Annotated in this window: 22 protein-coding genes and 1 tRNA gene; 15 read left to right on the top strand and 8 right to left on the bottom strand. The window is 66.3% G+C overall.

The window, feature by feature from the left end; genetic code table 11:
- Position 1 precedes the first annotated feature (1 nt).
- From AB4Z46_RS04840 to AB4Z46_RS04820, 5 genes are all read right to left on the bottom strand, one after another.
- Complete coding sequence (locus tag AB4Z46_RS04840; protein ID WP_442282537.1) at positions 2 to 787, bottom strand: ABC transporter ATP-binding protein; 786 nt, start codon at positions 785 to 787, stop codon at positions 2 to 4.
- 136 nt (positions 788 to 923) lie between these two features.
- Positions 924 to 1,922: an ABC transporter substrate-binding protein gene (locus tag AB4Z46_RS04835; protein WP_442282343.1), complete on the bottom strand. Its 999-nt coding sequence runs from the start codon at positions 1,920 to 1,922 to the stop codon at positions 924 to 926.
- A 40-nt stretch (positions 1,923 to 1,962) separates the two neighbouring features.
- Positions 1,963 to 2,742 (bottom strand): ABC transporter permease, encoded by a 780-nt coding sequence (locus tag AB4Z46_RS04830; protein ID WP_442282342.1) that lies wholly within the window; start codon positions 2,740 to 2,742, stop codon positions 1,963 to 1,965.
- 4 nt (positions 2,743 to 2,746) lie between these two features.
- Positions 2,747 to 3,484 (bottom strand): phytanoyl-CoA dioxygenase family protein, encoded by a 738-nt coding sequence (locus AB4Z46_RS04825; RefSeq protein ID WP_442282341.1) that lies wholly within the window; start codon positions 3,482 to 3,484, stop codon positions 2,747 to 2,749.
- A gap of 59 nt (positions 3,485 to 3,543) precedes the next feature.
- A complete protein-coding gene (locus tag AB4Z46_RS04820; protein ID WP_442282340.1) occupies positions 3,544 to 4,227 on the bottom strand; it encodes a TetR/AcrR family transcriptional regulator in 684 nt (227 codons plus the stop codon).
- Between the two features lie 149 nt (positions 4,228 to 4,376).
- Here AB4Z46_RS04820 and AB4Z46_RS04815 point away from each other — a divergent pair, with 149 nt between their 5' ends.
- Entirely contained in the window at positions 4,377 to 6,116 is a 1,740-nt protein-coding gene (locus tag AB4Z46_RS04815; protein ID WP_442282536.1) for a thiamine pyrophosphate-binding protein, read from the top strand.
- Positions 6,117 to 6,182: 66 nt separating this feature from the next.
- On the opposite strand, the gene AB4Z46_RS04810 is transcribed toward AB4Z46_RS04815, so the two are convergent.
- On the bottom strand, positions 6,183 to 6,614 hold the full coding sequence (locus tag AB4Z46_RS04810; protein WP_442282535.1) for an SWIB/MDM2 domain-containing protein: 432 nt from the start codon (positions 6,612 to 6,614) through the stop codon (positions 6,183 to 6,185).
- A gap of 172 nt (positions 6,615 to 6,786) precedes the next feature.
- On the bottom strand, positions 6,787 to 7,713 hold the full coding sequence (locus AB4Z46_RS04805; RefSeq protein WP_442282339.1) for a DMT family transporter: 927 nt from the start codon (positions 7,711 to 7,713) through the stop codon (positions 6,787 to 6,789).
- Between the two features lie 33 nt (positions 7,714 to 7,746).
- Here AB4Z46_RS04805 and AB4Z46_RS04800 point away from each other — a divergent pair, with 33 nt between their 5' ends.
- The 13 genes from AB4Z46_RS04800 (at position 7,747) to AB4Z46_RS04740 (ending at position 18,857) form a co-directional block, all read left to right on the top strand.
- Positions 7,747 to 8,154 carry a gamma-glutamylcyclotransferase family protein gene (locus AB4Z46_RS04800; RefSeq protein WP_442282534.1) on the top strand — a complete coding sequence of 136 codons (408 nt, stop codon included), beginning with the start codon at positions 7,747 to 7,749 and terminating at the stop codon, positions 8,152 to 8,154.
- Between the two features lie 247 nt (positions 8,155 to 8,401).
- Complete coding sequence (aceA, locus tag AB4Z46_RS04795; protein WP_442282338.1) at positions 8,402 to 9,733, top strand: isocitrate lyase; 1,332 nt, start codon at positions 8,402 to 8,404, stop codon at positions 9,731 to 9,733.
- 209 nt (positions 9,734 to 9,942) lie between these two features.
- Complete coding sequence (locus AB4Z46_RS04790) at positions 9,943 to 10,254, top strand: putative quinol monooxygenase (RefSeq protein WP_442282337.1); 312 nt, start codon at positions 9,943 to 9,945, stop codon at positions 10,252 to 10,254.
- A gap of 218 nt (positions 10,255 to 10,472) precedes the next feature.
- The gene (gene thrS / locus AB4Z46_RS04785; protein WP_442282336.1) at positions 10,473 to 12,380 is read left to right on the top strand and encodes a threonine--tRNA ligase; all 1,908 of its coding nucleotides are present in this window, start codon (positions 10,473 to 10,475) and stop codon (positions 12,378 to 12,380) included.
- A gap of 98 nt (positions 12,381 to 12,478) precedes the next feature.
- Positions 12,479 to 13,102, top strand: coding sequence for a translation initiation factor IF-3 (gene infC / locus AB4Z46_RS04780; RefSeq protein ID WP_442282533.1), 624 nt, complete (start codon positions 12,479 to 12,481; stop codon positions 13,100 to 13,102).
- Between the two features lie 150 nt (positions 13,103 to 13,252).
- A complete protein-coding gene (gene rpmI / locus AB4Z46_RS04775; RefSeq protein WP_028253491.1) occupies positions 13,253 to 13,456 on the top strand; it encodes a 50S ribosomal protein L35 in 204 nt (67 codons plus the stop codon).
- A 24-nt stretch (positions 13,457 to 13,480) separates the two neighbouring features.
- On the top strand, positions 13,481 to 13,840 hold the full coding sequence (rplT, locus tag AB4Z46_RS04770; RefSeq protein WP_012747009.1) for a 50S ribosomal protein L20: 360 nt from the start codon (positions 13,481 to 13,483) through the stop codon (positions 13,838 to 13,840).
- A gap of 132 nt (positions 13,841 to 13,972) precedes the next feature.
- On the top strand, positions 13,973 to 15,049 hold the full coding sequence (pheS, locus tag AB4Z46_RS04765) for a phenylalanine--tRNA ligase subunit alpha (protein WP_442282335.1): 1,077 nt from the start codon (positions 13,973 to 13,975) through the stop codon (positions 15,047 to 15,049).
- Positions 15,050 to 15,074: 25 nt separating this feature from the next.
- Positions 15,075 to 17,507: a phenylalanine--tRNA ligase subunit beta gene (pheT, locus tag AB4Z46_RS04760; RefSeq protein ID WP_442282334.1), complete on the top strand. Its 2,433-nt coding sequence runs from the start codon at positions 15,075 to 15,077 to the stop codon at positions 17,505 to 17,507.
- Positions 17,504 to 17,875, top strand: coding sequence for an integration host factor subunit alpha (locus tag AB4Z46_RS04755; protein WP_442282333.1), 372 nt, complete (start codon positions 17,504 to 17,506; stop codon positions 17,873 to 17,875). The genes pheT and AB4Z46_RS04755 overlap by 4 nt, the downstream gene beginning before the upstream one ends.
- A 63-nt stretch (positions 17,876 to 17,938) precedes the next feature.
- Entirely contained in the window at positions 17,939 to 18,400 is a 462-nt protein-coding gene (locus tag AB4Z46_RS04750) for a MerR family transcriptional regulator (RefSeq protein ID WP_442282332.1), read from the top strand.
- A gap of 26 nt (positions 18,401 to 18,426) precedes the next feature.
- Positions 18,427 to 18,503 (top strand) — tRNA-Pro (locus AB4Z46_RS04745).
- A 144-nt stretch (positions 18,504 to 18,647) separates the two neighbouring features.
- Complete coding sequence (locus tag AB4Z46_RS04740) at positions 18,648 to 18,857, top strand: hypothetical protein (protein WP_442282331.1); 210 nt, start codon at positions 18,648 to 18,650, stop codon at positions 18,855 to 18,857.
- Positions 18,858 to 18,976: 119 nt separating this feature from the next.
- Here the strand turns inward: AB4Z46_RS04740 and AB4Z46_RS04735 are convergent, their stop codons facing one another.
- Positions 18,977 to 19,450 (bottom strand): hypothetical protein, encoded by a 474-nt coding sequence (locus tag AB4Z46_RS04735; protein WP_442282330.1) that lies wholly within the window; start codon positions 19,448 to 19,450, stop codon positions 18,977 to 18,979.
- 565 nt (positions 19,451 to 20,015) lie between these two features.
- On the opposite strand from AB4Z46_RS04735, the gene AB4Z46_RS04730 reads away from it, so the two are divergent.
- The gene (locus AB4Z46_RS04730; RefSeq protein ID WP_442282329.1) at positions 20,016 to 25,283 is read left to right on the top strand and encodes an amino acid adenylation domain-containing protein; all 5,268 of its coding nucleotides are present in this window, start codon (positions 20,016 to 20,018) and stop codon (positions 25,281 to 25,283) included.
- Positions 25,284 to 25,310 lie beyond the last annotated feature (27 nt).

Here is a 25,310-nt window from a genome sequence, read left to right as displayed (position 1 = left end):
CTCAATGGGCGTCGAGGTTGCCCTGCGCGAAGAAGTGCGCGCGCAGGGTTCGGGCGTAGGCGGCGAAGCGCTCCGTTCCCATCACGTCCAGCGGGCGCGGACGCGGCAGGTCGATGTCGTAGACAGCGGCGAAACGCCCCGGCCGCTCGGTCATGACGAACACGCGGTCGGACAGGAAGATGGCTTCGGGAATGCTGTGCGTGATCAGCAGCACTGTCTTGCCGGCGGCCATCCAGATCCGCTGGAGCTCCAGGTTCATCTTCTCCCGCGTCATCGCGTCGAGCGCGCCGAACGGCTCGTCCATCAGCAGCACCGGCGGGTCGTGCAGCAGCGCACGCAGGATCGCGACGCGCTGCTGCATGCCGCCCGAGAGCTGCCACGGGTACTTGTTCTCGAAGCCACGCAGACCCGCCATCTCCATCAGCTGCTCGGCACGCTCGCGCGCCGCTGCCTTCGGCATGTTGCGAATCTCGGCTTGCAGCAGGATGTTGTCGATCACGCTGCGCCAGGGCAGCAGCAGCGCGCTCTGGAACACGATGCCGACGTTGGTCTGGGGCCCGCGCACGGGCTTACCCGACAGCGACAACTCGCCGCCGCTGATCGGCAGCAGGCCCGCCACCATCTTCATCAGCGTGCTCTTCCCGCAGCCCGAAGGGCCGACCACCGAGACGAATTCGCCGGCACGGATCCGGAAATCGAGTGGCTTGAGCGTCTCGACGTCGCCATCGCGCGTGCGATAGACCTTGCTCACGCCGCGCCCTTCGATCAGCGCGGGTGCCGTCGTCATCGCGGCGCGCGCTGCGGGTTCCAGCGGAACGACGTTGCTGGGTACTGCGCTCATTTCAACCCCCACGCTTGGCACTTCGTGTCCTCGCTGCCCCCCGAGGGGGTGCGAGCTTGCTTGGGGCGGCCCGGCGCGGCGCTCATTGCGGCAGGAAGTCGTTGGTCACCCAATCCTCGGCCTTGCCGCGCGACGCGGCTTCGAGGCCGCCGTACTGCACGAGCAGGTCCAGCGAATCGTTCACGTCCTTCATCGAGGCGCGCAGCGGGCGCATGCCCTTGGTCTCGGGCGTGTGATAGAGCGGCGTGGTCAGCTTGATGCCGATGAGGAGGGTGTCTCGCTGGCCCGCCTTGCCGTTGGCCTGGAGCATGGCATCGATCGCTGCCTCGGGCGCCTTTTCGGTCTCTTCGAAGGCCCGGGTGGTGGCGCGCATGAAGCGCTTCACTAGGTCGCCCTTGTTGGCCAGCGTATCCTTGTGGGCGACGATGCCGGAACTGATCAGCGACACGCCGTAGTCGGCGAAGCGGATGACCTCGACCGGCTTCTTGGTGGCATCCTGGACCTTGATGTTCTGATCCATCAGGTAGCCGAGCAGCAAGTCCGCCTGGCCATTGATGACCGCGTTGAGCTTGGTCTGCGCGTCGCCGGAGACGACCTTGTACTGGCCCTCCTGCAGGCCGGTCTTCTTGAGGAACAGCGGCCAGATCTGGCTCATCGAATCGCCGGGCGTCATCGCGACCGTCTTGCCGACGATGTCCTTGGGCGTCTTGATGTTCTTCTCCGCGAGGCCCATGACCGACATGGGGCTCACCTGCAGCGCGACGCCGACGGCCCTGACCGGCGCGCCCTTGGTCGCGGCCTTGATCATGGTGGGCACATCGACGTAGCCGAAGGTCGCCGAGTTGGCGGCCACCGCCTGGATCGACACGGCCGAGCCGCGGCCTTCCTGGATGTCGAGGTCGATGCCTTCCGCTTCGTAGAAGCCCTTGGCCTTGCCGAGGAAGAACGGCGCGTGCTCGCTGTAGACGTACCAGTTGAGCAGCAGCGTGACCTTGTCGCGCTGCTGCGCAATGGCGCTGGTCACCAGACCTGCCGCCAGCGCCGCTGCGCAAGCCACCCGAATCAGATTGCGACGTTCCATGCTTGTCTCCTGTTTGTGTTGCGGGATCGAGGGGGAAAGCTCAGGCCGTGGCCTGCAGGTCGTGGCGCTGCGAGGCATGCCACGGCATGAGCCAGCGCTCGACCAGTTCGACGATGAGAAAGAGCACCACGCCCATCATCGACAGCACGACCAGCGCCGCGAACATGAGCGGCAGATCGAAGGTGCCCGTGGCGCGCTGCAGCACGAAGCCGATCCCGGAGTTCGAGCCGACGAACTCGCCGACCACCGCGCCGACCACCGCCAGCGTGACCGAGACCTTCAAGCCGCTGAATATCGAGGGCAGCGCATGCGGCAGCCGGAACTTGAGGAAGATCTTCAGGCCGTTGGCTCCCATCGAGCGCGCCAGGTCGACAACGTCCGGCTCGACCGACTTGAAGCCCTGCACCGTCGACACCACCACGGGAAAGAATCCCAGCAGAAACGCCGCGATGACCTTCGGAACGATGCCGAAGCCGAACCAGACCACGAAGAGCGGCGCGATCGCGACCTTCGGCACCGACTGCGAGAAGACCAGCAGCGGATAGACGAAGCTTTCGACGACACGCGAGTAGGCGATCCACATCGCGATCGGCACGCCGATCAGCGCCGAGAGGGCGAAGCCGCCGAGCGTCGCATAGAGCGTGGGCATCATCTCGCGCAGCAGCATCGGCCACTCCGTGCCGAGTTGCTTGATGACGGCCAGGGGCGGCGGAATCAGATAGGGCGGGATCTTGAAGATCCGGATCAGCAGGTCCCAGAGGACCAGCAGGACCAGGATCAGCCAGAAGGGGCGCGTGGCCGGGTGTATCCAGTGCTTCATCGCTTCAGGACACCTGGAACTTCAGCGAGTGGTCGTAAGGCAGCGCCGGGTTTTCGAAGGCGTTGCCGTTGCTGACGAAGTGCAGGGCGCAGGCGCGTCGCCATTTGTGGCTCAGATTGGGTCCCGAGCAGTGGAAGGTGTTGCCGTGATGGAAGCTCACGCCGCCCTTGCGCACCGGCGCCGGCGACATCGGCTGGCGCTCGAGGATCTCCGGCGGAATCTGCAGGTTGTACGGTTCGCCTTCGGGCGCGAAATGCGGGTAGACCGGACCGGCCTGGGTGCCGTCGCCGAAGTAGAGGCAGCCGTTCTCGAGCGTGGCGTCGTCCAGTGCGATCCACGCCGTGACCACGCCTTCCGGATCGGCCGGGCCGAAGTAGAAGTTGTCCTGATGCGCCGGCTTCGGACCGCCGCCTTCCGGCGGCTTGAAGAAGATCTGGCTGAAGTACACGGAGACGCCCGGGCCGATGAACCCCTCGACCAGGTCCAGCAGCCGGCGATCGCGCGCCAGCGCCTGCACCGGCGCGCGCTGCGCATGCGGGTTGTCGAGCTTGCGAAGCACCGTGCGCGCGGAAACGCCGCCGTCGACGTACCAGGCGCGCTGCTCGGCCGGCAACGCTTCGAGGAAGGACTCGCCCCATTGCTCGATGTCGCGCACGACGCTGTCCATCTCGTGCGGGAGGAACACGCCGTTGACTGTCAGGTGGCCGTGGTGACGGTAGTACGCCGCGTCGAAGGAATCCATCTTGTCTCCGTTCTATTACCGTAGTGGTGAATTGCGAAGCGTCGATTGCGCCGTCAAAGCTACTTCCGAAGCAGGTAGCCCATGATCACTTCGGTCATGTGGGAAAGGCGCTCCGACAGTGCCGTCGGGGCCAGCAGGTCACGACCGAAGATCGTCGACAGCGTGGCGTTGTTGGAAAGGTAGAAGTAGCAAAGACTCGCGATCGAGATGTAGAGCTGGACCGGGTCGACACCTTCGCGGAACAGCTCGGCGCGCTGCCCGCGCTCGACCACGTCGCGCAGCAGCTGGACGAGCGGGGAGTTCATCTCCTGGATGCGCGAGGAGCGCTGCAGATGGCGCGCCTTGTGCAGGTTCTCGCTGTTGAGAAGGGTCAGGAACTCGGGGTTCTCGAGGTAGTACTGCCAGGTGAACTCGACCAGCCTGCGCACGGCGGTGGCCGGGTCGAGGTTCTCGAGCCGCAGCTTCTTCTCGGCCGCGCGGATGCGTGCGTAGGTGTCTTCGAGCACCGACAGGAAGAGCAGCTCCTTGCTCTCGAAGTAGTAGTAGATGAGGCGCTTGTTCACCCCCGCGAGCGCAGCGATCCGTTCCATGCGCGCGCCGCCCAGTCCGACGGTCGAGAACTCCTCGGTGGCCGCGCGCAGGATCTCCTGCTGCGTGCGATCGGCGTTGCGCCCGCGCATCTCCACGACGGAAGCGACGGGCTCCGGGGCCTCTGTCGACGGTGTGTGCGGTCGGCTCAACATGGGCTGGATAATTCACGATCGAGTGAATAACAACCACATCGTTTTCCCGAGGGCGCCCGGTGAATTAGCGCGGAGCAGGTGCCGATAATGCGGACGACGACCACAAGCACAGCATGACCCAATCTCAACAAGCTTCCCCGTCCGGCGCCATGGGCGCGTCCTCCGCCACCCGTGTCATGGCCGGCCATCTGCTCGTCGAGTGCCTGGTCGAGCAAGGCGTCGAATTGGCCTTCGGCGTTCCGGGAGAGAGTTTTCTCGCGGTGCTCGATGGTTTTCATGCCCACGGCGACCGCATCCGCTTCATCGTCAACCGCCAGGAGGGCGGGGCGGCCTTCATGGCCGAGGCGCACGGAAAGCTCTGCAATCGGCCTGGCGTGTGCTTCGTGACCCGCGGGCCGGGCGCGACCAACGCATCGATCGGCGTGCACAACGCCTTCCAGGATTCCACGCCGATGGTGCTGTTCGTCGGCGATGTCGGCAGCGACTTCCGCGACCGCGAGGCCTTCCAGGAGGTCGACTACGCGAGCTTCTTCGGGCCCAGTACCAAGGGCTTCGCCAAGCGGGTGGAGCGCATCGACGACGCCGACCGCATTCCCGAGTACGTGGCGCGCGCCTTCGCCACCGCGATGAACGGCCGCCCCGGCCCGGTGGTGCTGGTGCTGCCCGAGGACATGCTGCGCACGATGACCTCCGCCCGGCCGCTCAAGCGGGTCGAGCCCGTGGCGGCCTGGAGCGACCCCGGCGCACTGCGCACCTTGCGCGAGCTGCTGCTGAAATCGCAGCGCCCGCTGGTGATCGCCGGCGGAGGCGGCTGGACCCCGCAGGCGGCGCAGGCGCTGCAGCGCTTCGCCGAAAACTGGAAGCTGCCGGTGGCGAACGCCTTCCGCTTCCAGGACACCTTCGACAACCACCATCCGCTCTACGCCGGCGACGTCGGCATCGCCATCAATCCGAAGCTGGCCGAGCGCGTCCGGCAGAGCGACCTGATCCTCGCGATCGGCCCGCGCCTGGGCGAGATGACCACCGGCGGCTACACGCTGCTCGAAGCGCCGAAGGCGAAGCAGACGCTGGTGCACATGCACGCCAGCGCCGAGGAACTCAACCGCGTCTACCAGGCCGACCTGGCGATCAACGTCGGCATGGCCTCGGCCGCGCGCAGCCTCGAGGTGCTGAGCGCACCGACCGAGCTGCCGTGGGAGGCCTGGACCGCGGCGGCCCATGCCGACTACCTCGCGAACCTGGCGCCGCAGCCGCTCGCGGGCCTGCCGGCCGAAGCGCCGCGCGGTGCCGTCGACATGGTGGAAGTGGTCGGGCTGCTTCAGAAGCACCTGCCGCCCGATGCGGCGATCACCAACGGCGCGGGCAACTTCGCGAGCTGGGTGCATCGCTACTTCCGCTACCACGGCCTCGCCAAGGGCCACAAGACGCAACTCGCGCCCACCAGCGGCGCGATGGGCTACGGCGTGCCGGCGGGCATCGCGGCCAACATCGCGACCGGACGCGTCGCCTTCACGATCGCGGGCGACGGCGACTTCCTGATGAACGGGCAGGAACTCGCCACCGCCTCGCAGCATGGCGGCAAGAGCATCGTCGTGCTGCTCAACAACGGCATGTTCGGCACCATCCGCATGCACCAGGAGCGCGAGTACCCGAACAAGGTGAGCGGTACCGCGCTGCAGAACCCGGACTTCTGCGCGCTGGCCCGGGCCTATGGCTATGCCGCCGAGCGCGTGACCGAGACCGCGCAGTTCGAAGCCGCGCTGCTGCGCGCGCTGGCGGCCGATACCGGCACGCTGATCGAGATCCCGCTCGACCCCGAGGTGATCACCACCCGCGGCACGCTGAGTGCGATCACGAAGGCGGCCGAGGCGCAGGCCGCCGGCCGCTGAAAAGGGGCAAAAAAAAGCCGGCAGGTGCCGGCTTCTTCGAGGCAAGCGCGCAAGGCGCTCGCAGGCTTACTTGACGTGCTTGCCGATCAGCGAGGCCAGTTCGAACATCGACACTTGCGCCTTGCCGAAGATTTCCTTCAGCTTGGCGTCGGCGTTGATGTTGCGCTTGTTGGCCTTGTCCTGAAGGTTGTTCTTCTTGATGTAGTCCCACAGCTTGCTCACGACAGCGGTGCGCGGCAGAGGCGTCGAACCGACCACGGCGGCGAGCGCCGGGCTGGGGGTCAGGGCCTTCATGAACGCAGCGTTGGGAGTGCGCTTCTTGGCGGGAGCGGCAGCCTTCTTCGCGGGAGCAGCCTTCTTGGCCGGAGCGGCCTTCTTGGCGGGTGCAGCCTTCTTCGCGGGAGCAGCAGCCTTCTTTGCCGGTGCAGCCGCCTTCTTGGCCGGTGCGGCCTTCTTCGCGGGAGCTTTCTTGGCCGGAGCCTTCTTTGCAGTTGCCATGGTTGATTTCCTTTTTTGGTTGGACACTTTCACCAATGAAAAGCAGTGTCTCCATCGGCATTGCGGATGCTAAAGGAGAAGAAACGCGTTTCCAAGGGAAAAAGCGACTTTTTCATTGGGAGCTGTTGTTTTTTCAGAGGGAGAAAGCAGAGACTTTCCCCGGGGAGAGGCTTCAACTGCGGCGCGAAGGCCATGTGGCGAGCACGACACCGAGCAGCGCGAGCGCAAAAGCGACGACCTGCGCAGCCGTCAGTCCCTCGCCGAGCACCAGCACGCCGACCACTGCGGCGCTCACCGGCAGCATCACGGTGAACACGCCGGCCTGCGAGGCGGGCACGCTCTTGAGACCGGTCATCCAGAGCCACACCGTCCAGATGCTCGCGGCCAGCGCGTAGACCAGGAGCAGGCTCCACATGCCGATCGACACCGAGCCGAAATCGAAGCGCAGCGCGAACCAGATGCCGAACGGCGTCGACAGCACGAAGCCCCAGAGGTTGATCAGCGAGGAGATGCGCTTGGGCCCGAGCCGGCCGGTCAGCGACTTGCCGATCACCGCGTAGGCGGCCTCGCAAAGCACCGCGCAGAACACCAGCAGGTTGCCCAGCCAGGGCATCGAGGAGCCGCTTGCGGCACCGGCATGCGCGCCGGCCTGCGCGGGTGCGAGCGCGAGCAGGCCGATCCCCAGGGCGGCACAGGCGATCGCCAGGCCCACGCGCGGCGTGATGCTCTCGCGCAGGAAGACCCTGCTGCCGATCGCGACCACGGCCGGGATCGAGGCCATGATGACGCCGGCCGACACGGCGCTCGTCAGGCTGACGCCGAAGAGCATGCAGATCGAGAACAGGAAGTTTCCGAGGAAGGACTCGAGGAACACGAGCCCGCGCGTGCGCCTGGTCATCGGCGGTTCTCCGGCCGGGCGGCGCAGCCAGTGCGGCATCGCCAGCGCCGCGATGCCGAAGCGCAGCCAGGCGAGCAGCAGCACCGGAAAGGCGGCCACCAGCGGTTTGGAGAGGGCGACATAGCTGCCGACCAGCGACATGCTCAGGGCGAGGCAGCCATAGGCCACGAGGCGGCCGGGTGCGTGGGATGCGGTGTTCAATAGACTGGCGCCGTTCCGAGGATTGATTCGATGATGCCCGATTCCCATGCTGCCGCCTCCGCGGCGCCCCGCCATGTCTTCGTCTACGGGACCCTGCGCGCCGGCGGCAGCAACGACATCGCCCGCTTCGCGCCGCCGCCCGAGCGGGTCGCCGATGGCGAGATCGCCGGCACGCTGTACGACCTCGGCGCCTATCCGGGCGCGGTGCTGGGCGGCGAGGGCAGGGTGCGCGGCGAGATCTACCGGATCACGCCGGCGCTCGAAGCGCAGCTGGACCTGCTGGAAGAGGTGAAGCCCGACGGCACGGGCGAATACATCAAGCGCGAAGTGCGGGTGCGCGTGGCCGGGGCGCAGCTTGCCTGCCTGGTCTACGAGATTCATCCCGATCGCATCGCCGGTCGTGCGCCGATCGCCAGCGGCGACTGGTTTCGCCGCGGTTGAGCTGCCCGGGGCAGGTGGGTTTTCACGCGCGAAAAACTCGCTTCGCATTGTGAAATCGACAACTGCTGCGCCGCAATAATTTTTCTCAATACAAGAAAAATAATTCCGCATTGAGAAAAACAAGCGTAAGTCATTGATTTCATTGGCTCAAAAATATGTCTTCTATAAGACATAAGAGTCGATGCCTGACTTACAGTAACTCCCACGACGCGACAGCGCCACCTCTCAATCAACCCTCGGAGTGACCATGCCCCAGACCCTCACAGAACAACTGAGCCGCGAACAGCAGATTGCCGCCCTCGAAAAGGATTGGGCGACCAATCCGCGCTGGAAGGGCGTCAAGCGCGGCTACAGCGCCGCTGACGTCGTGCGCCTGCGCGGCTCGCTGCCGATCGAGCACACGCTGGCCCGTCGCGGTGCCGAGAAGCTGTGGGAGAAGATCAACGGCGACGCCAAGAAGGGCTACGTGAATGCCTTCGGCGCCATCAGCGCCGGCCAGGCGATGCAGCAGGCCAAGGCCGGCCTCGAAGCCGTGTACCTGTCGGGCTGGCAGGTCGCCGCCGACGGCAACACCTCCGAAACCATGTACCCGGACCAGTCGCTCTATGCCTACGACTCGGTGCCGACGATGGTCCGCCGCATCAACAATACCTTCAAGCGCGCCGACGAGATCCAGTGGGGCCGCGGCGTCAACCCCGGCGACAAGGAATTCATCGACTACTTCCTGCCGATCGTGGCCGACGCGGAAGCCGGCTTCGGCGGCGTGCTCAACGCCTTCGAGCTGATGAAGAACATGATCGCCGCGGGCGCCGCAGGCGTGCATTTCGAAGACCAGCTCGCCGCGGTGAAGAAGTGCGGCCACATGGGCGGCAAGGTGCTGGTGCCCACGCAAGAGGCTTGCGAGAAGCTGATCTCCGCGCGTTTCGCTGCCGACGTGATGGGCGTGTCGACCATCGTGCTGGCGCGCACCGATGCCGAAGCCGCGAACCTGATCACCTCCGACCATGACGCGAACGACAAGCCCTTCCTGACCGGCGAGCGCACGCAGGAAGGCTTCTACCGCGTCAAGAACGGCCTCGAGCAGTCCATCAGCCGCGGCGTCGCCTACGCGCCCTATGCCGACCTCGTGTGGTGCGAGACCGGCGTGCCGGACATCGGCTTCGCCCGCGAATTCGCGCAAGCCGTGCATGCGGCCTGCCCCGGCAAGCTGCTGTCGTACAACTGCTCGCCGTCGTTCAACTGGAAGAAGAACCTCGACGACAAGCAGATCGCTTCGTTCCAGGAAGACCTCTCGGCGCTGGGCTACAAGTTCCAGTTCATCACGCTCGCGGGCATCCACATCAACTGGTACAACACCTTCCAGTTCGCCCACGCCTATGCCAACGGCGAAGGCATGAAGCACTACGTCAACATGGTGCAGGAACCCGAGTTCGCTGCGCGCGACAAGGGCTACACCTTCGTGTCGCACCAGCAGGAAGTCGGTGCCGGCTACTTCGACGACGTCACCACCGTGATCCAGGGCGGCTCGTCGAGCGTCAAGGCGCTGACCGGTTCGACCGAGGAAGAACAGTTCCACTAAGACCCGAGGGTCTCTGGTTCATATCCCCGCGTGATCGTTTCACGCGGGGATTTTTTTCGTCCGCCGGATGGCCGCGCTGCCGGTGCGTCTCTCATGTCAACAACGGTAGCAAAGATGTCAAAAATGCCAATAGTCCGATGCCCGGGGGAAGCCTAGAGTGGGTTTGCCCAGCGCAATCGCGCGCTGCCGCGTTTCCCAAGGAGATTCGCATGCTCAAGTACGCACTGTTCGCCCGCCTCGAAGCCAAGCCGGGCAAGGAAGCCGAGGTCCAGCAGTTCCTCGAAGCGGGCCTGGCCATGGCGCGCGACGAGAAGACCACGCCGATCTGGTTCGCGCTGCGCCTGTCGCCGAGCACCTTCGGCATCTTCGATGCCTTCGAGGACGAGGCCGGCCGCCAGGCCCACCTGTCCGGGCCGATCGCCCAGGCCCTGATGGCGAAGGCACCGGAGCTGTTCGCCAAGCCGCCGTCGATCGAGCCGATCGAGGTGCTGGGCCTGAAGAACGCCGCCGCGGCGAGCTGACGCCGCAGCGGATAGAATCGCCGGCTCAGTCCCAGTACCAACAAGAGCGAGAAAGGCACCCTGGTTATGACACCGCGAACTACACCGCACGCAACGAGCGGTCTTTTCCCCGAAGGAAAAGGCCGGTAGGCCGCGCATGCTGGAAATCTTCCAGCGCATCACCAAGCCAAGCGCGGTCCCCTGACCGCGCTTTTTTGTTTCTCGCCGAGGTTTCTTCCATGATCCAGATCACGCTTCCCGACAACTCGCAGCGCGAGTTTCCCGGCCCGGTTTCGGTGGCCGAGGTGGCCCGTTCCATCGGCCCCGGCCTGGCCAAGATGACGGTCGCCGGCAAGGTCGACGGCCGGCTGGTCGATGCCAGCGACGTCATCGAGCACTCCGCCAAGCTGCAGATCATCACGCCCAAGGACGACGAGGGCCTGGAGATCATCCGCCACTCGACGGCCCACCTGGTCGGCCACGCGGTGAAGCAGCTCTACCCGACGGCCAAGATGGTGATCGGCCCGGTGATCGACGAAGGCTTCTACTACGACATCTCCTACGAGCGCCCGTTCACGCCCGAGGACATGGCCGCAATCGAGGCCCGCATGCGCGAGCTGATCGCGCAGGACTACGACGTGGTCAAGAAGATGACGCCGCGCGACGAGGTCATCGACGTCTTCAAGTCACGCGGCGAGGACTACAAGCTGCGCCTGGTCGAGGACATGCCCGACGAGAAGGCGATGGGCCTCTACTACCACCAGGAATACGTCGACATGTGCCGCGGCCCGCACGTGCCGAACACGCGCTTCCTGAAGGTCTTCAAGCTCACGAAGCTGGCCGGCGCCTACTGGCGCGGCGACGCCAAGAACGAGCAGCTGCAGCGCATCTACGGCACGGCCTGGGCCGACAAGAAGCAGCTCGAGGACTACATCCGCCGCATCGAGGAGGCCGAGAAGCGCGACCACCGCCGGCTCGGCAAGGAACTCGACCTGTTCCACATCGACGAGGCCGCGCCGGGCCTGGTGTTCTGGCACCCGAAGGGCTGGTCGATCTGGCAGCAGGTCGAGCAGTACATGCGCCGCATCTACCGCGAGACGGGCTACCAGGAGGTCAAGGGCCCGCAGATCCTCGACAAGAGCCTGTGGGAGAAGACGGGCCACTGGCAGAACTACCGCGAGAACATGTTCACGACGGAGTCCGAAAAGCGCGACTACGCGCTCAAGCCGATGAACTGCCCGGGCCACGTGCTGATCTTCAAGTCGGACCTGCGCAGCTACCGCGACCTGCCGCTGCGCTACGGCGAGTTCGGCCAGTGCCACCGCAATGAGCCGTCGGGCGGCCTGCACGGCATCATGCGGGTGCGCGGTTTCACGCAGGACGACGGCCACGTGTTCTGCACGGAAGACCAGATCCTCGAGGAATGCGTGGCCTACACGGCGCAGCTGCTCAAGGTGTATGCCGATTTCGGCTTCACGGACATCCTCTACAAGGTCGCGACGCGGCCCGACAACCGCATCGGCTCCGACGAACTGTGGGACAAGGCCGAGAATGCGCTGATGGAGGCGCTGCGCCGCTCGGGCGTGGAGTTCGTCATCTCGCCGGGCGAGGGCGCGTTCTACGGCCCCAAGATCGAGTACACGCTGCGCGACGCGATCGGCCGCCACTGGCAGTGCGGCACGATGCAGGTCGACTTCAACATGGCCGAACGCCTGGGCGCCGAGTACGTCACGGAATCCAGCGGCCGCGCCCACCCGGTGATGCTGCACCGCGCGATCGTCGGCAGCCTCGAGCGCTTCATCGGCATGCTGATCGAACACCATGCCGGCGCACTGCCGGCCTGGCTCGCTCCGGTGCAGGTGGCGGTGCTGAATATCAGCGAAAACCAGGCCGATTACGCCGCGGAAGTTGCCAAAACGCTGCAGAATCAAGGGCTTAGAGTTTCGCTCGACCTGCACAACGAGAAGATTACGTATAAAATACGGAAGCATTCGTTGCAAAAGCTTCCTTACATCCTCGTCGTAGGCGACAAGGAAAAGGAAGCAGGTGCCGTCGCAGTGCGCGCCCGGGGCAATGTTGACCTCGGTGCCATGTCGGTGGAGGCGTTCTCCCAAAAGATCGCTCACGACATCCAACACAAGCTTTGAATTTGAATGGATTCAAAGGCCGATTCAGTCGATCGGGCTGCTTGTGGGCGCGGACTCCCCGGCGTTCGCTACAGATTTTGTAGCAAATTGTTTGAAGGATTCTGACCATCGCTACTGCATTTCGCGACCGCCGCCACCGCGAGGAACGCCAACACCGCCTGAACCGGGAAATCATGGCCCCGGAAGTCCGCCTGATCGGGCCCGAGAACGAGCCATTGGGTGTAGTGAGTCTTGCCGAGGCCTTGCGCCTGGCCGGTGAACAAGACGTCGACCTGGTCGAAGTCGTCGCGGCGGCCAATCCGCCCGTCTGCCGGCTGATCGAGTACGGCAAGTTCAAGTACCACGAGCAGAAGAAGGCGGCCGAGGCGAAGTCGAAGCAGAAGGTCATCGAGGTCAAGGAAATCAAGTTCCGGCCCGGTACCGACGATGGTGACTACAACATCAAGATGCGCAACATCCGGCGTTTTCTTGAAGAGGGTGACAAGTGCAAGATCACGCTGCGGTTCCGCGGTCGTGAAATCACCCACCAGGAACTCGGACTGGCGCTGTTGCAGCGCATTCGCGACGAACTCGGCGACCTGATCCTCGTGGAGCAGTTCCCGAAGCTCGAAGGCCGGCAGATGATCATGATGATCGCGCCGGGCCGCAAGAAGCCAGGCGCAGCGGCCAAGCCGGCTGCCGACGCAGCGGCGACGCCGGCTGCGGCGCCCGCAACGGCTTGAGCCGACGCGAGTCGAGTTTTTTGCAGGGATTTCGCCCTTGAGGGCTCCCGAAAGGGAGCAGGCAGGGGCGGGATAAAGAAGTGTCTCGGGGCCAACAAGCCCGTGGAATTTCCGCGGCGCCTCACGAGCACAAACTAAAGGAGCATTCACATGCCCAAAATGAAGACCAAGAGCAGCGCGAAAAAACGTTTCCGCGTTCGTCCCGGTGGCACCGTCAAGCGCGGTCAAGCCTTCAAGCGTCACATCCTGACCAAGAAGACCACCAAGAACAAGCGTCACCTGCGTGGTGCAACGGCAGTTCACGAGACCAACATGGTTTCGATGGCCGCCATGTTGCCCGGCAGCGGCATTTAACCCAGACGAACAAGGAGTACACACATGCCTCGCGTCAAACGTGGTGTAACGGCTCGCGCCCGCCACAAGAAGGTTCTCGCACTCGCCAAGGGTTTCCGCGGTCGTCGCGGCAATGTCTTCCGCATCGCCAAGCAGGCGGTGATGAAGGCAGGCCAATACGCCTACCGTGACCGCCGCACCAAGAAGCGCGTGTTCCGCCAACTGTGGATTGCGCGTATCAACGCCGCCTCGCGTGAACTGGGCCTGACCTACAGCCAGTTCGCCAACGGCATCCGCAAGGCCGGAATCGAGATCGACCGCAAGATGCTGGCCGACATCGCCGTGCACGACAAGGCCGCTTTTGCCGGCATCGTGGAGCAGGTCAAGGCCAAGCTGGCTGCTTGATCCTGCACAGCAGGTGGCCGTTTTCGGACGGCGGCCTGCGCCCACGTCAAGGGCTGGCGCTTGAAAGGGCTCCAGCCCTTTTTTCATCGTGGCTCCAGCCCCACTTCCTTTTTCATCTCGAAGAATTTCTCCATGAACGAGTTGGACTCCCTGGTCGACACCGCACGCGCCGCCTTCGCAGAAGCGAAGGTCCCGGCCGAACTCGAGAACGCGAAGGCGCAGTTCCTCGGCAAGTCCGGTCGCATCACCGAGCTGATGAAGGGCATGGCGGCGCTCAGCGTCGAGGAAAAGAAGTCGCGCGGCGCCCAGATCAATGTCGCCAAGCAGGCGATCGAGGCCGCGCTCACCGAGCGCCGCCAGCAGCTTGCCGACGATGAACTCGCGGTGCAGCTGCGGGCCGAGGCGCTCGACGTGACGCTGCCGGGCCGCCGCCGCGTGGCCGGCGGACTGCATCCGGTGAGCCGCACGCTGGAGCGCATCGAGGCGATCTTCTCGAGCATGGGCTTCGACGTCGCCGACGGCCCCGAGATCGAGAGCGACTGGCACAGCTTCACCTCGCTCAACAATCCGCCGAACCATCCGGCGCGTTCGATGCAGGACACCTTCTACGTCGACATCGACGGCGAGGACGGCGTGCCCTACAACCTGCGCCCGCACACCAGCCCGATGCAGGTGCGCTACGCGAACCAGCACGTGAAGAAATACGCCGCGCAGTTCGAGGCCGCGGCGGCCGACACCACCGGGACGGTCAAGGCGCCCGAGATCCGCGTGATCGCGCCGGGCCGGACCTACCGCGTCGACAGCGACGCCACGCACTCGCCGATGTTCCACCAGTGCGAAGGCCTGTGGCTGGGCGAGAACGTGAGCTTCAAGGACCTGAAGGTCGTCTTCACCGACTTCTGCCGCACCTTCTTCGAGAGCGACGACCTGGTGCTGCGCTTCCGGCCGAGCTTCTTCCCGTTCACCGAACCGAGCGCCGAGATCGACATCCAGTTCCAGACCGGACCGCTGGCCGGCCGCTGGCTCGAGGTCGCGGGTTCGGGGCAGGTGCACCCGAACGTGGTGCGCAACATGGGGCTGGACCCCGAACGCTACATCGGCTTTGCCTTCGGCATGGGCCCGGACCGGCTCACGATGCTGCGCTACGGCGTCAACGACCTGCGCCTGTTCTTCGACGGCGACCTGCGCTTCCTGAGCCAATTTCAGTAAACACGACAACAACGAGATCGACGAGATGCAATTCCCAGAGTCCTGGTTGCGCGAATTCTGCGACCCGCAGCTCAGCAGCGAAGCCCTGGCCGAGACGCTCACGATGGGCGGCTTCGAGGTCGAGGAGCGCCGGCCGGTGGCGCCGCCGTTCAGCAAGGTCGTGGTCGGCGAGATCAAGGAAGCCGTCCAGCACCCGAATGCCGATCGCCTGCGCGTGTGCCAGGTCGATGCCGGGCAGGGGGCCTTGCTCAACATCGTTTGCGGTGCGCCGAACGCGCGCGTGGGCATCAAGGTGCCGTTGGCGCTGGTCGGTGCCGAGCTGCCGCCCGGCGAGGACGGCAAGCCCTTCCTGATCAAGCTGGGCCAGCTGCGCGGCGTCGAAAGCCAGGGCATGCTGTGCTCGGCGCGCGAGCTCAAGCTCAGCGAAGACCACGGCGGACTGCTCGAACTCGCCGCGGACGCAACCGTGGGCGCCGACGTGCGCGACGTGCTGAAGCTCGACGACTCGCTGCTGACCCTCAAGCTGACGCCCAACCTGGCGCACGGCCTGAGCGTCTACGGCGTTGCGCGCGAACTCGCGGCGCTGACCGGCGCTCCGCTCAAGAAACCCGCCATCGCGCCGGTGGCGGCGGCATTCGCGGACAAGCTGTCCGTGAAGGTCGAAGCGCCCGATCTGTGCGGCCGCTTCTCGGGCCGCATCGTGCGCGGCGTCGATACGAAGGTCGCGACGCCGGCCTGGATGGTCGATCGGCTGGCCCGCTGCGGCCAGCGCAGCGTGACGCCGCTGGTCGACATCTCGAACTACGTGATGTTCGAGTATGGCCAGCCGACCCACATCTTCGATCTCGACAAGATCCATGGCGGCCTCACGGTGCGCTGGGGCCGGCCGGGCGAGCAGCTGAAGCTGCTCAACGGCAACACGGTCACGGTCGACGAAAAGGTCGGCGTGATTGCCGACGAGCGCGAGATCGAGTCGCTGGCCGGCATCATGGGTGGCGACGCCACCGCGGTGTCCGACGACACGCGCAACATCTACATCGAGGCCGCCTTCTGGTGGGCCGAGAGCATCCAGGGCCGCTCGCGCCGATTCAATTTCTCGACCGATGCGGGGCATCGCTACGAGCGTGGCGTGGATCCGAGCCGCACCGTCGAGATCATCGAGCGCATCACGCAGCTGGTGATCGAGATCTGCGGCGGCCAGGCCGGCGCGATGGATGACCAGGCCTTGCGCTTGCCCGAGCGCAAGCCCGTGACCTTGCGCGTGGCCCGCGCGGCGCGCGTGATCGGCATGCCACTCACGCAAGCCGACTGCGCGGCTGCACTGCGCCGCCTGTCGCTGCCGGTGGAGGAGGGCGACGGCACGCTGGTCGTCACGCCGCCGCCGCATCGCTTCGACCTGCTGATCGAGGAAGACCTGATCGAGGAGGTGGCGCGTCTGGTCGGCTACCAGAACCTGCCGACCACGCCGCCGCTGGCGCCGATCACCGCGCGCGTGCGGCCCGAGGCCGAGCGCAGCCCCTTCGCGGTGCGCCACCGGATGGCCGCGCTGGGCTACCAGGAGACCATCAACTTCAGCTTCGTCGAGGCCCATTGGGAGCAGGAACTCGCCGGCAACGCCGATCCGATCAAGCTGCTGAACCCGATCGCGAGCCAGATGAGCGTGATGCGCTCCTCGCTCGTCGGCTCGCTGCTGCACGTGCTCAAGTTCAACCTCGACCGCAAGGCGACACAGGTGCGTGTGTTCGAGCTCGGCCGCGTGTTCCTGCGCGACGCCGCGGTCGCGACCACCGACAGCACCGTCAAGGGCATCCACCAGCCGATGCGGCTGGCCGGACTGGCTTGGGGCGATGCCGAAGACGGGCGCTGGGAAGGCAAGGCCGAACGCGTCGACTTCTTCGACATCAAGGGCGATGTCGAGGCGCTGCTCGCACCTCGCGTGCCGACCTTCGAAGCGATCGAACATCCGGCGTTGCACCCGGGCCGCGCGGCGCGCGTGCTGCTCGACGGCCGCGCGATCGGCGTCGTCGGGGAACTGCATCCGCGCTGGCGCCAGAAGTGGGACTTCGCGCAGGCTCCGCTCCTGTTCGAGCTGGAGCTCGACGCGGTCACCGCCCGTCCGGTGCCGGTGGCGCAGCAGGTGCCCAGGCAGCAGCCGGTCGAGCGCGACATTGCGATGGTGGTGGCCGAGTCGGTCACGCACGATGCGCTGATGGAGGCCATCCGCGCCGCTTCCGACGCCAGCCTGCTGCGCGAACTCGCGCTGTTCGATATCTATCGTCCAGTTGTCGCCCGCGACGGCACGGTGGCCGCCGGCGGCCTCGCGGTCGGCGAGAAGAGCATGGCTGTGCGCCTCAGCTTCAACAGCGACAGTGCCCTGACCGACGAACAGGTCGAAGCCGCGGTGCGCAGGATCATCGATCAACTCGGCGCCCGGCTCGGCGCCCGACTGAGGGTATGAACGCCATGGATTTCACGCTCGAGGCCCTCGAAACGCCGGCACTCACCAAGGCGCATCTGGCCGACCTGCTGTTCGAGCAGATCGGCCTGAACAAGCGCGAGTCCAAGGACATGGTCGAGGCCTTTTTCGACCTGATCGTCAACAGTCTGATCGAAGGCACGGACGTCAAGATCTCGGGCTTCGGCAACTTCCAGATTCGCGTCAAGGCGCCGCGACCGGGGCGCAATCCGCGCACCGGCGAGGCGATTCCGATCGGCGAGCGGCGCGTCGCGACCTTCCACGCGAGCGCCAAGCTGAAGGAACAAATCCACGGGAGCATCGACGACACGGCTCCGCGAGAGGTCGAATGGAGCCTGGGCTCCGAATAAGGTTGGTACTCGGAGCGCCGGTGGAGTAACCTATGAGGTTTCGCTCGCACTGTCTTGATTTCAATGGAGAAAACCCTCCCGCCGATCCCCGTCAAACGCTACTTCACGATCGGTGAGGTGGGGGAGTTGTGTGGCGTCAAGCCGCACGTGCTGCGCTACTGGGAGCAGGAGTTCACGCAACTGCGCCCGATGAAGCGGCGCGGCAACCGACGCTACTACCAGCACCACGAGGTGCTCATGATTCGCCGTATCCGCGATCTGCTCTATGACCAGGGCTTCACGATCAGCGGCGCGCGCAACAAGCTGCAGGAGCTCGTCCAGTCCGAGCGCGAACGCCGCAAGTCCGGCGAGGTTCCGCTCGAGGGCATGGAGGCGATCGAGATCGACCAGGAGGAGTTCGACGCCGCGGTGCAGGACGACCTGGAGACGCATGAACCCGTCCGCCGCACGGTCGATCTGTCGCAACTGCTGCATCTTCGGCGCGAACTCACCGAAATTCGTGAACTGCTCGGCTCGAATCACTGATTTCGCGCGGCTATAATCGAGAGCTTCGGTGTGTGGCGCAGCCTGGTAGCGCACTTGCATGGGGTGCAAGGGGTCGAAGGTTCGAATCCTTTCACACCGACCAAAATCGTCAGATAGATCAACGGCTTACGCTCACAAGGCGTAGGCCGTTTTTCTTTGGCCGTGACAGCATCTTCCAGCTCCTTCGAGCAAGATCGAGCGGGCGTGACAAAGCCCCGCGCGAGGCGGGCAGAGCCACAATAGGCCGATGAAACACCCCACCATCGAGCTATTCGAGCAGCGCGCCTCTTTGCTGGACGTACAGGGGAGCGGCCAAGGGCTGGACGACGCCATAGCCAACTTGGCGGCCTGGATGGACCTGGCCGAAGGCCGTCTCACAGAGGACGATTGGACAGTGCTCGGAGGGATTGGTGCGCTGCTGTTCCGGGAAGGGCTACGAAGGCGCGGCCAGGCGTGAAAAAGCCCGCACGGGGCGGACCGCTGCCGCGGACGCCAAGACCACGGAGTCTTCAGTCATCGCGTTCCTGGGCGTCGAGCAGGGCAAGGGCCGTCCTCCTGTCCCTCCTGGGTGGATTGCTACTGTCGGTGGTCTCCTGGTATCTCCGTTTCGGACTCCCCGGCTGCGATAGCTCGCTCCGCTGCCACGCTCGCGATACCCCTGTCCTGGCTGCGCTGTACTTCGCGCTGCCCTGGGTGGTTTGGAGCGGCCGGCGCTACCTCCTGAATGTGACGCGCGGTCTGACCCGTCGGGCCGGCAAGGTTGCCCAGATCGCCAAGCGAAAGGTCGACGCCATCGCCGAGGAAGGCAAGTGATGTCAGACCGCCCCCACCTGCAAGGGTTGTGACCATCACGTTCGAAGAAGTGGAGCCGCGGCCTTGCGGCCAGAGGCTCTCCTCAAGATCTACACGGGCGGCTCCTACCGGCCGGCGCCGGCCCATGTCGGCGGATCCCCGTTGTGCCGCATTCGGCAACGGCAAAGCGATGACAATGCGTCCCATGAAAAAGCAAATCTCGGCAATGTTTGTGGCAATCGCGGGATTGATCGGCACCGCGCCTGCTCAGGCACAGTGGCACAACAGCGCCCAGTTCGATCGTGACCTCCGATCTTGCGATCGGCGCGGTGTCAACTTCGATCGTTGCATGTGGGAGAGGGGCTGGCAGCGTGGCCACGGTCAACGCTGGGACCGGCGGCCTCCGAACCAGCACTGGCATCAGCCTCCGCCCAATCACTGGCATCAGCCGCCGCCCCCGCGGCGAAACCCGCCGAGGTTGAGCGACATGCAGCAGCGCGCCCTGCAGAACTGCAGTCTTTTGCACCCGGCCGAGCAGCCCCGGTGCCGCGCGACCGTGATGTCGACCGTGCGTTGATTCGGCTCACCCAAACCTCGCTGACGCGGTAGCGGCCCGCGAGCCCCATCGCGTACCGCCACCGCCAGGCCGTCGCGATCCCGTGCAGGCGGCATCCCTTCATTCGGCCACGCGCCAACTTCTTCACGAATACCGGCAGGAGGGTGGCGCGCCGCGGATCGGAGGGCCGTGACGGCGGACGGCGCTGAAACATAATGACACGCTTTAGTTTTAGTTTGCGCGGCACTCCGGGGGGCAGTCCATTCCATGTTTCATTCGCTTTCGTACGACGCAGCCCCGCCCGTCGCCATCGCCGGCGTGTCTCGAGACACGCTCGCATCGCTGTTCGAGGCTCAGTGCGAAGCGCATTCGGGCAAGCTGGCCTACGGATTTCTCAAGGATGACCTGAGCCTCGCGCAGGAGAGCAGCTACGGCCGGCTCCTGGCCGACGTGCGCAGCGCCGCCGCCTGGGTGTCGGCGCGAACCCAAGCCGGGGATCGCGTGCTGCTCGCCTTTCCTCCCGGACTGGACTTCGTGCGCGTGTTCTGGGCCTGCATGCTGGCAGGCCGGGTCGCCGTGCCGGTTCCTGCTCCCGATCCGGTCCGGCTGCACCATGCGGCGCCACGCCTGCGCAGCCTGATTGCCGATTCGCGTGCGGCGCTGGTGTTGACCAACGCATCGCTGCTCGATGCCGCGGCAGCCACGCTCGACCCGGCCACCTTCGCGATGGCGCGCTGGATGGCGCTTCCCGATTCGGCGACGCTGGCGCAATCCGAGTTTCCTGCCTTCGCGCCACCGGGGCTCGAGCCCGACAGCCTTGCCTACCTGCAGTACACGTCCGGTTCGACCTCGTCGCCGCGCGGCGTGCGGCTGACGCATGCCAACGTGATCGCCAACGTCCGGACAGTGACCGCTGCAAGTGATGGAGACGACGCCAGCCGGTCGCTCTGCTGGCTGCCGCACTTCCACGACTATGGGCTGGTGTTCGGCATTCTCGCGCCCGTGATCGCGGGCGCGACGGGCTACCTGATGTCGCCCGTGGCATTTCTGCGCCGGCCGCTGCGCTGGCTGGAGGCCGTGGCGACACACCGCATCACGCACACCGGCGCCCCGGAATCGGCCCTTGCCGCCTGTCTGCAGGCACTGGGCGACAAGGCACTCGGCGTTCGCCTCGACAGCCTGGTATCGCTGACCTGCGGTGCCGAGCCGATTCGCGCCGCGACGGTCGAGGGCGTGCTGTCGGTCTTCGGCGCAGCGGGCCTGCGCCCGGCTGCCTTCGCGCCGTCGTACGGCCTGGCCGAGGCCGTGCTGGGCGTGAGTTCGTCGATGCTCGACGCACCGCCTCGCATCGTGTCGGCGGATGCGGCCGCACTCCTGGTCCATCGCTTCGAACCCGCCTCGGACGCTTCGCGCGAGGTGCGCCGGCTGGTGGGCTGCGGACGAGCGATGCCGGACACCGAGATCCTGATCGTCGATGCGGGGCGCCCCTGTCTCGATGGCAGGGTCGGCGAGATATGGGCGCGTTCGCCGAGCATCGGCGATGGCTACTGGATGCAGCCCGAGGCCAGCGAGGCGGTCTTCGGCGGCTACCTGGCCAACGGGGAAGGGCCTTACCTGCGCACCGGCGACCTGGGTTTCCTCGACCGGGGCGAGCTGTTCGTCACCGGGCGCCTGAAAGACCTGGTCATCGTCCACGGCGAGAACCACTATCCGCAGGACCTGGAATGGAGCGCGGAGCGCGCCCATCCCGCCCTGCGCGTGGGCCACTGCGCGGCCTTTCCGGTCGATACGCCAAGCGGAGAAGCGGTGGTCCTGGCGCTCGAAGTCGAACGGCGCGCGGCCACCACCGATGCCGACGCCGAGGCTGTCTTCCGCGCGGTGCGCCGGGCTATTGCGGTGGAGCACGGGCTGCCGGTGCATGCGGTGGCGCTGGTGCGAGCCGGCGCCTTGCCGCGCACTTCGAGCGGCAAGATCCAGCGGCACCGCTGCCGCGAAGCCTTCCTCGCGAACGCGCTGGAACTGGTGGTACCGCTCGATTCCGGCGGCGGCGAGCTGATGGCCCCCGGCAAAGATGCGCATGCCGACCCCGGGGAGCGGCCCGGCGCCGTGCTTCCGCGCGACGAGCGCGAGCAGGCCGTCTGGGACATCTGGCGCGAGGTGCTCGGCACGCGCGCCTTCGGCGTGCACGAGAGCTTCTTCGAGCTCGGCGGCAACTCGCTGCGGATGACCCAGGTGCTCTCCCGCATCCAGGTGCACTTCAATGTGGCGCTTCCGCTCGCCGAGCTGTTCGCGCATGCGAGCGTCGCCGCGATGGCGGCGCAGGTGCAGCGGCAGGGCGCATCGGGCGGTGGCTCAGCCGCCGCGCACGAGGTTGGCATGGAGCGCCAGTCGCGCGACGTCCCGCTGCCGGCTTCGCTGTCGCAGCGCCGCATGTGGGTAATCCAGAGCTTCGATCCGGCGTCGACTGCCTACAGCGTGCCGATCGCGATCCGGCTGCGCGGCGCGCTCGACCTGGCGCTGTGCCAGCAGGCGCTCGACCTCATGGTCGAGCGGCACGAAGGCTTGCGCACCGCGTTCGTGATGGGCGAGGACGAGCCCATGCAATGGATCGTGCCGAAGCTCTCGGTGCCGATCGACTTTGTCGACCTGAGCCATCTGCCTGGCCGCGAGCGCAACGAGCAGGCGCGCGCGCTGCTGGCGCATCGCCTTGCGCAACCCTTCGATCTCTCGCAGGCGCCGCTGCACCGGCCGACGCTCGTCCGACTCGGCGAGCGCGAGCACGTGCTCTTCTGGCTGCTGCACCACGCCATCATCGACAACTGGGCCGGCGCGCTGCTCATGCGCGAGACGCTGGCGGCGTACGGTGCCCTGGCGGCCGGACGCAAGCCGGAATCGGCGCCCCTCGCCATCGACTATGCCGACTACGCCGCATGGCAGCGCCGGCCCGAATCGGTCGAGGCGCGGCGCCCGCACCTGGCGTACTGGATCGAGCGCCTGCGCGGCTTGCCTGAACTCGACCTGCCCACCGATTTCCCGCGTCCGGCCAAGGCCAGCTTCAAGGGCGCACGCGTCTCGGCCGACCTGCCGCTGCGGCTGCGCGAAGCCATGCGCGAATTCGGCGGCCGCGAGGCCGTCACGCCCTTCGTGGTCTACCTGTCGGCCTTCGCGCTGATGCTGTCGCGGCAAGCCAGGAGCGAAGACGTCGCCGTCGGCGTGCCGATCGCGAACAGGCATCGCTTCGCCGCGGAGCAGTTGGTCGGCACGCTGGTCAACACGCTGGTGATGCGCACCGATCTCGCGGGCGACCCGAGTTTCACGCAGCTCGTGCACCGGGTGCGCCGGAATGCCCTCGAGGCCTATGCGCACCAGGAGGCGCCCTTCGACGAGCTCATCGATGCGCTGGGACACGACCGCACGCTGCGTCCCGAGGGCCCCGTGCGCGTGCTCTTCAACGTGCTGAACGCGCCGGTCGGCAAGCCGGAGCTGTTCGGCCTGCAGGTCGACGAGTTCGATTTCGAGCGCACGGCCGCGCAGTTCGATCTGTCGATGCACATCGACACCGAGTTCTCGCAGCGCATCCACCTCGAGTACGCGACCGATCTCTACAGCGCGGTGAGTGCCGCGCGCATGCTCGAGAACTACCTGGCGCTGGTCGAGCAGCTGCTCGCACAGCCCGAGCGCCACCTCTCGGCGCACGGGATGCTGTCGCCGGCGCAGATGAGCCTCCTGCGCCACGGCTGGAACGGCACCAAGGCGCCGCTGCCCGGGCAGCTGCTGGTGCACCGCTACCTGGACCTGGGCGCGCCCGAGATCCGCGCGCGCGTGGCCGTCATCGACGCCGAAAGCGAAGAAGCGCTCAGCTACGGCGAGATCGAGACCCGCTCGAACATGCTGGCGCGGGTGCTGCGCGCACGCGGCATTGCGCGCGGCCAGCGCGTCGGCCTGTGCATCGAGCGCAGCCCTGCGATGCTCGTCGCGCAGCTGGCGGTGATGAAGGCCGGCGCGGCCTACGTGCCGCTCGACCCGGACTATCCGGCGGAGCGGCTGCGCTTCATGGCGGCCGATGCGGACCTGTCCGCCGTGCTCACGCAACGCAGCGCGAGTGCCATCCTCGACGGGCTCAACGTGCCGATGCTGCGGGTGGACGATGAACAGCTGACGGCCGGCAGCCCGGGCGATGCGCTCGAGCCGCGGCCGACGCTCGATGCCACACCGGCCGACGAGGCCTACCTGATCTACACCTCGGGCTCCACCGGCCAGCCCAAGGGCGTGCGCGTGCCGCACCGCAGCGTGGTCAATTTCCTGGCCAGCATGGTGAAGCTGCCGGGGCTGGCATCGGAGGACTGCGTGCTGGCGACGACCAGTCCGTCCTTCGACCCTTCGGTGCTCGACCTGCTGCTGCCGCTGGTCGCGCGGGCGAAGGTGGTCATCGCCTCGCAGCATCAAGTGCACAAGCCGGACGCCTTGCGCGCGTTGCTCGAACGGCACGGCGTGACGCTGATGCAGGCCACGCCGTCGGCATGGCGCGCGCTCATCGAAACCGGCTGGAGCGGATCGCCCGGCTTGCGCGCCTTGGTCGGCGGCGAGTCGCTGCCGCCGAACCTGGCGCAGCGGCTGACCGAGCGCTGCGGCGAACTCTGGAACATCTACGGCCCCACCGAGACCACCGTCTGGAGTTCGGCCTGGAAGGTCGATGCGCCGCGCACCGGCATCGCCGTCGGCCGGCCGATCGACAACACCACGGTCTGGGCGCTCGACGAGCACGGCCATGCCTGCCCGATCGGCGTGCCGGGCGAGCTCTGCATCGGCGGCACCGGCGTCACCCTCGGCTACTTCCGGCGCGACGCCCTGACGGCCGAGCGCTTCGTGCCCGATCCGTTCAGCGACGATGCAGGAGCGCGGCTCTACCGCACCGGCGACCTCGGCCGCTGGCGCCACGACGGGCAGCTCGAGCACCTGGGCCGCACCGATCACCAGGTCAAGCTGCGCGGCCACCGCATCGAAATGGGCGAGATCGAGTCGGCGCTGCTCGACCATCCCGAGGTGCTTCATTGCGTGGCCGTGACGCGAACCCAAAGCGAAGACGACGTGCGGCTGGTGGCCTACTGCGTGGCGCGCGGCGGCGTGTCGCCGACGCCCCAGGCGCTGCGCGAGCACATGCGCAATCGCCTGCCGCACTACATGATTCCGCAGCATTTCGTGGCGCTCGATGCGATGCCGATGCTGCCGAACGGCAAGGTCGACCGCGCATCGCTGCCGGCCCCCGTCATCGACATCGTGCTGGCCGACGGCCGCAGCTTCGTGGTGCCGGCAACGCACGCCGAGCAGGTCATCGCCGGCATCTGGTCGGAATTGCTCGGGGTCGAGAAGATCGGCCGCACCGACAACTTCTTCGATCTGGGCGGGCACTCGCTCCTGGCCATGCGGTCCGTGGCGGCCATCGATGCGGTCCTGGGACGGAAGATCGCTCCGCGCCGGCTCATCTTCGAGAGCCTGAAGCAGATCGCTTGCGAGGAGAATCTGCAGGGCGGCTGACCGCGTCGCGCTGTGGCCCGAAGGGGC

Source organism: Variovorax sp. M-6, assembly GCF_052114385.1.
Taxonomy (GTDB): Bacteria; Pseudomonadota; Gammaproteobacteria; order Burkholderiales; family Burkholderiaceae_C; genus Variovorax.
Note: the sequence above shows the minus strand (reverse complement) of the source record. Positions and strands in the feature narration are given on the sequence as shown.

Excerpts from the sequence above, each read along its gene's own strand:
- AB4Z46_RS04840 (WP_442282537.1), bottom strand. The coding sequence starts at position 787 with ATGACGACGGCACCCGCGCTGATCGAAGGGCGCGGCGTGAGCAAGGTC.
- AB4Z46_RS04835 (WP_442282343.1), bottom strand. The coding sequence starts at position 1,922 with ATGGAACGTCGCAATCTGATTCGGGTGGCTTGCGCAGCGGCGCTGGCG.
- AB4Z46_RS04830 (WP_442282342.1), bottom strand. The coding sequence starts at position 2,742 with ATGAAGCACTGGATACACCCGGCCACGCGCCCCTTCTGGCTGATCCTG.
- AB4Z46_RS04825 (WP_442282341.1), bottom strand. The coding sequence starts at position 3,484 with ATGGATTCCTTCGACGCGGCGTACTACCGTCACCACGGCCACCTGACA.
- AB4Z46_RS04820 (WP_442282340.1), bottom strand. The coding sequence starts at position 4,227 with ATGTTGAGCCGACCGCACACACCGTCGACAGAGGCCCCGGAGCCCGTC.
- AB4Z46_RS04815 (WP_442282536.1), top strand. The coding sequence starts at position 4,377 with ATGGGCGCGTCCTCCGCCACCCGTGTCATGGCCGGCCATCTGCTCGTC.
- AB4Z46_RS04810 (WP_442282535.1), bottom strand. The coding sequence starts at position 6,614 with ATGGCAACTGCAAAGAAGGCTCCGGCCAAGAAAGCTCCCGCGAAGAAG.
- AB4Z46_RS04800 (WP_442282534.1), top strand. The coding sequence starts at position 7,747 with ATGCCCGATTCCCATGCTGCCGCCTCCGCGGCGCCCCGCCATGTCTTC.
- aceA (WP_442282338.1), top strand. The coding sequence starts at position 8,402 with ATGCCCCAGACCCTCACAGAACAACTGAGCCGCGAACAGCAGATTGCC.
- AB4Z46_RS04790 (WP_442282337.1), top strand. The coding sequence starts at position 9,943 with ATGCTCAAGTACGCACTGTTCGCCCGCCTCGAAGCCAAGCCGGGCAAG.
- thrS (WP_442282336.1), top strand. The coding sequence starts at position 10,473 with ATGATCCAGATCACGCTTCCCGACAACTCGCAGCGCGAGTTTCCCGGC.
- rpmI (WP_028253491.1), top strand. The coding sequence starts at position 13,253 with ATGCCCAAAATGAAGACCAAGAGCAGCGCGAAAAAACGTTTCCGCGTT.
- rplT (WP_012747009.1), top strand. The coding sequence starts at position 13,481 with ATGCCTCGCGTCAAACGTGGTGTAACGGCTCGCGCCCGCCACAAGAAG.
- pheS (WP_442282335.1), top strand. The coding sequence starts at position 13,973 with ATGAACGAGTTGGACTCCCTGGTCGACACCGCACGCGCCGCCTTCGCA.
- pheT (WP_442282334.1), top strand. The coding sequence starts at position 15,075 with ATGCAATTCCCAGAGTCCTGGTTGCGCGAATTCTGCGACCCGCAGCTC.
- AB4Z46_RS04755 (WP_442282333.1), top strand. The coding sequence starts at position 17,504 with ATGAACGCCATGGATTTCACGCTCGAGGCCCTCGAAACGCCGGCACTC.
- AB4Z46_RS04750 (WP_442282332.1), top strand. The coding sequence starts at position 17,939 with ATGGAGAAAACCCTCCCGCCGATCCCCGTCAAACGCTACTTCACGATC.
- AB4Z46_RS04740 (WP_442282331.1), top strand. The coding sequence starts at position 18,648 with ATGAAACACCCCACCATCGAGCTATTCGAGCAGCGCGCCTCTTTGCTG.
- AB4Z46_RS04730 (WP_442282329.1), top strand. The coding sequence starts at position 20,016 with ATGTTTCATTCGCTTTCGTACGACGCAGCCCCGCCCGTCGCCATCGCC.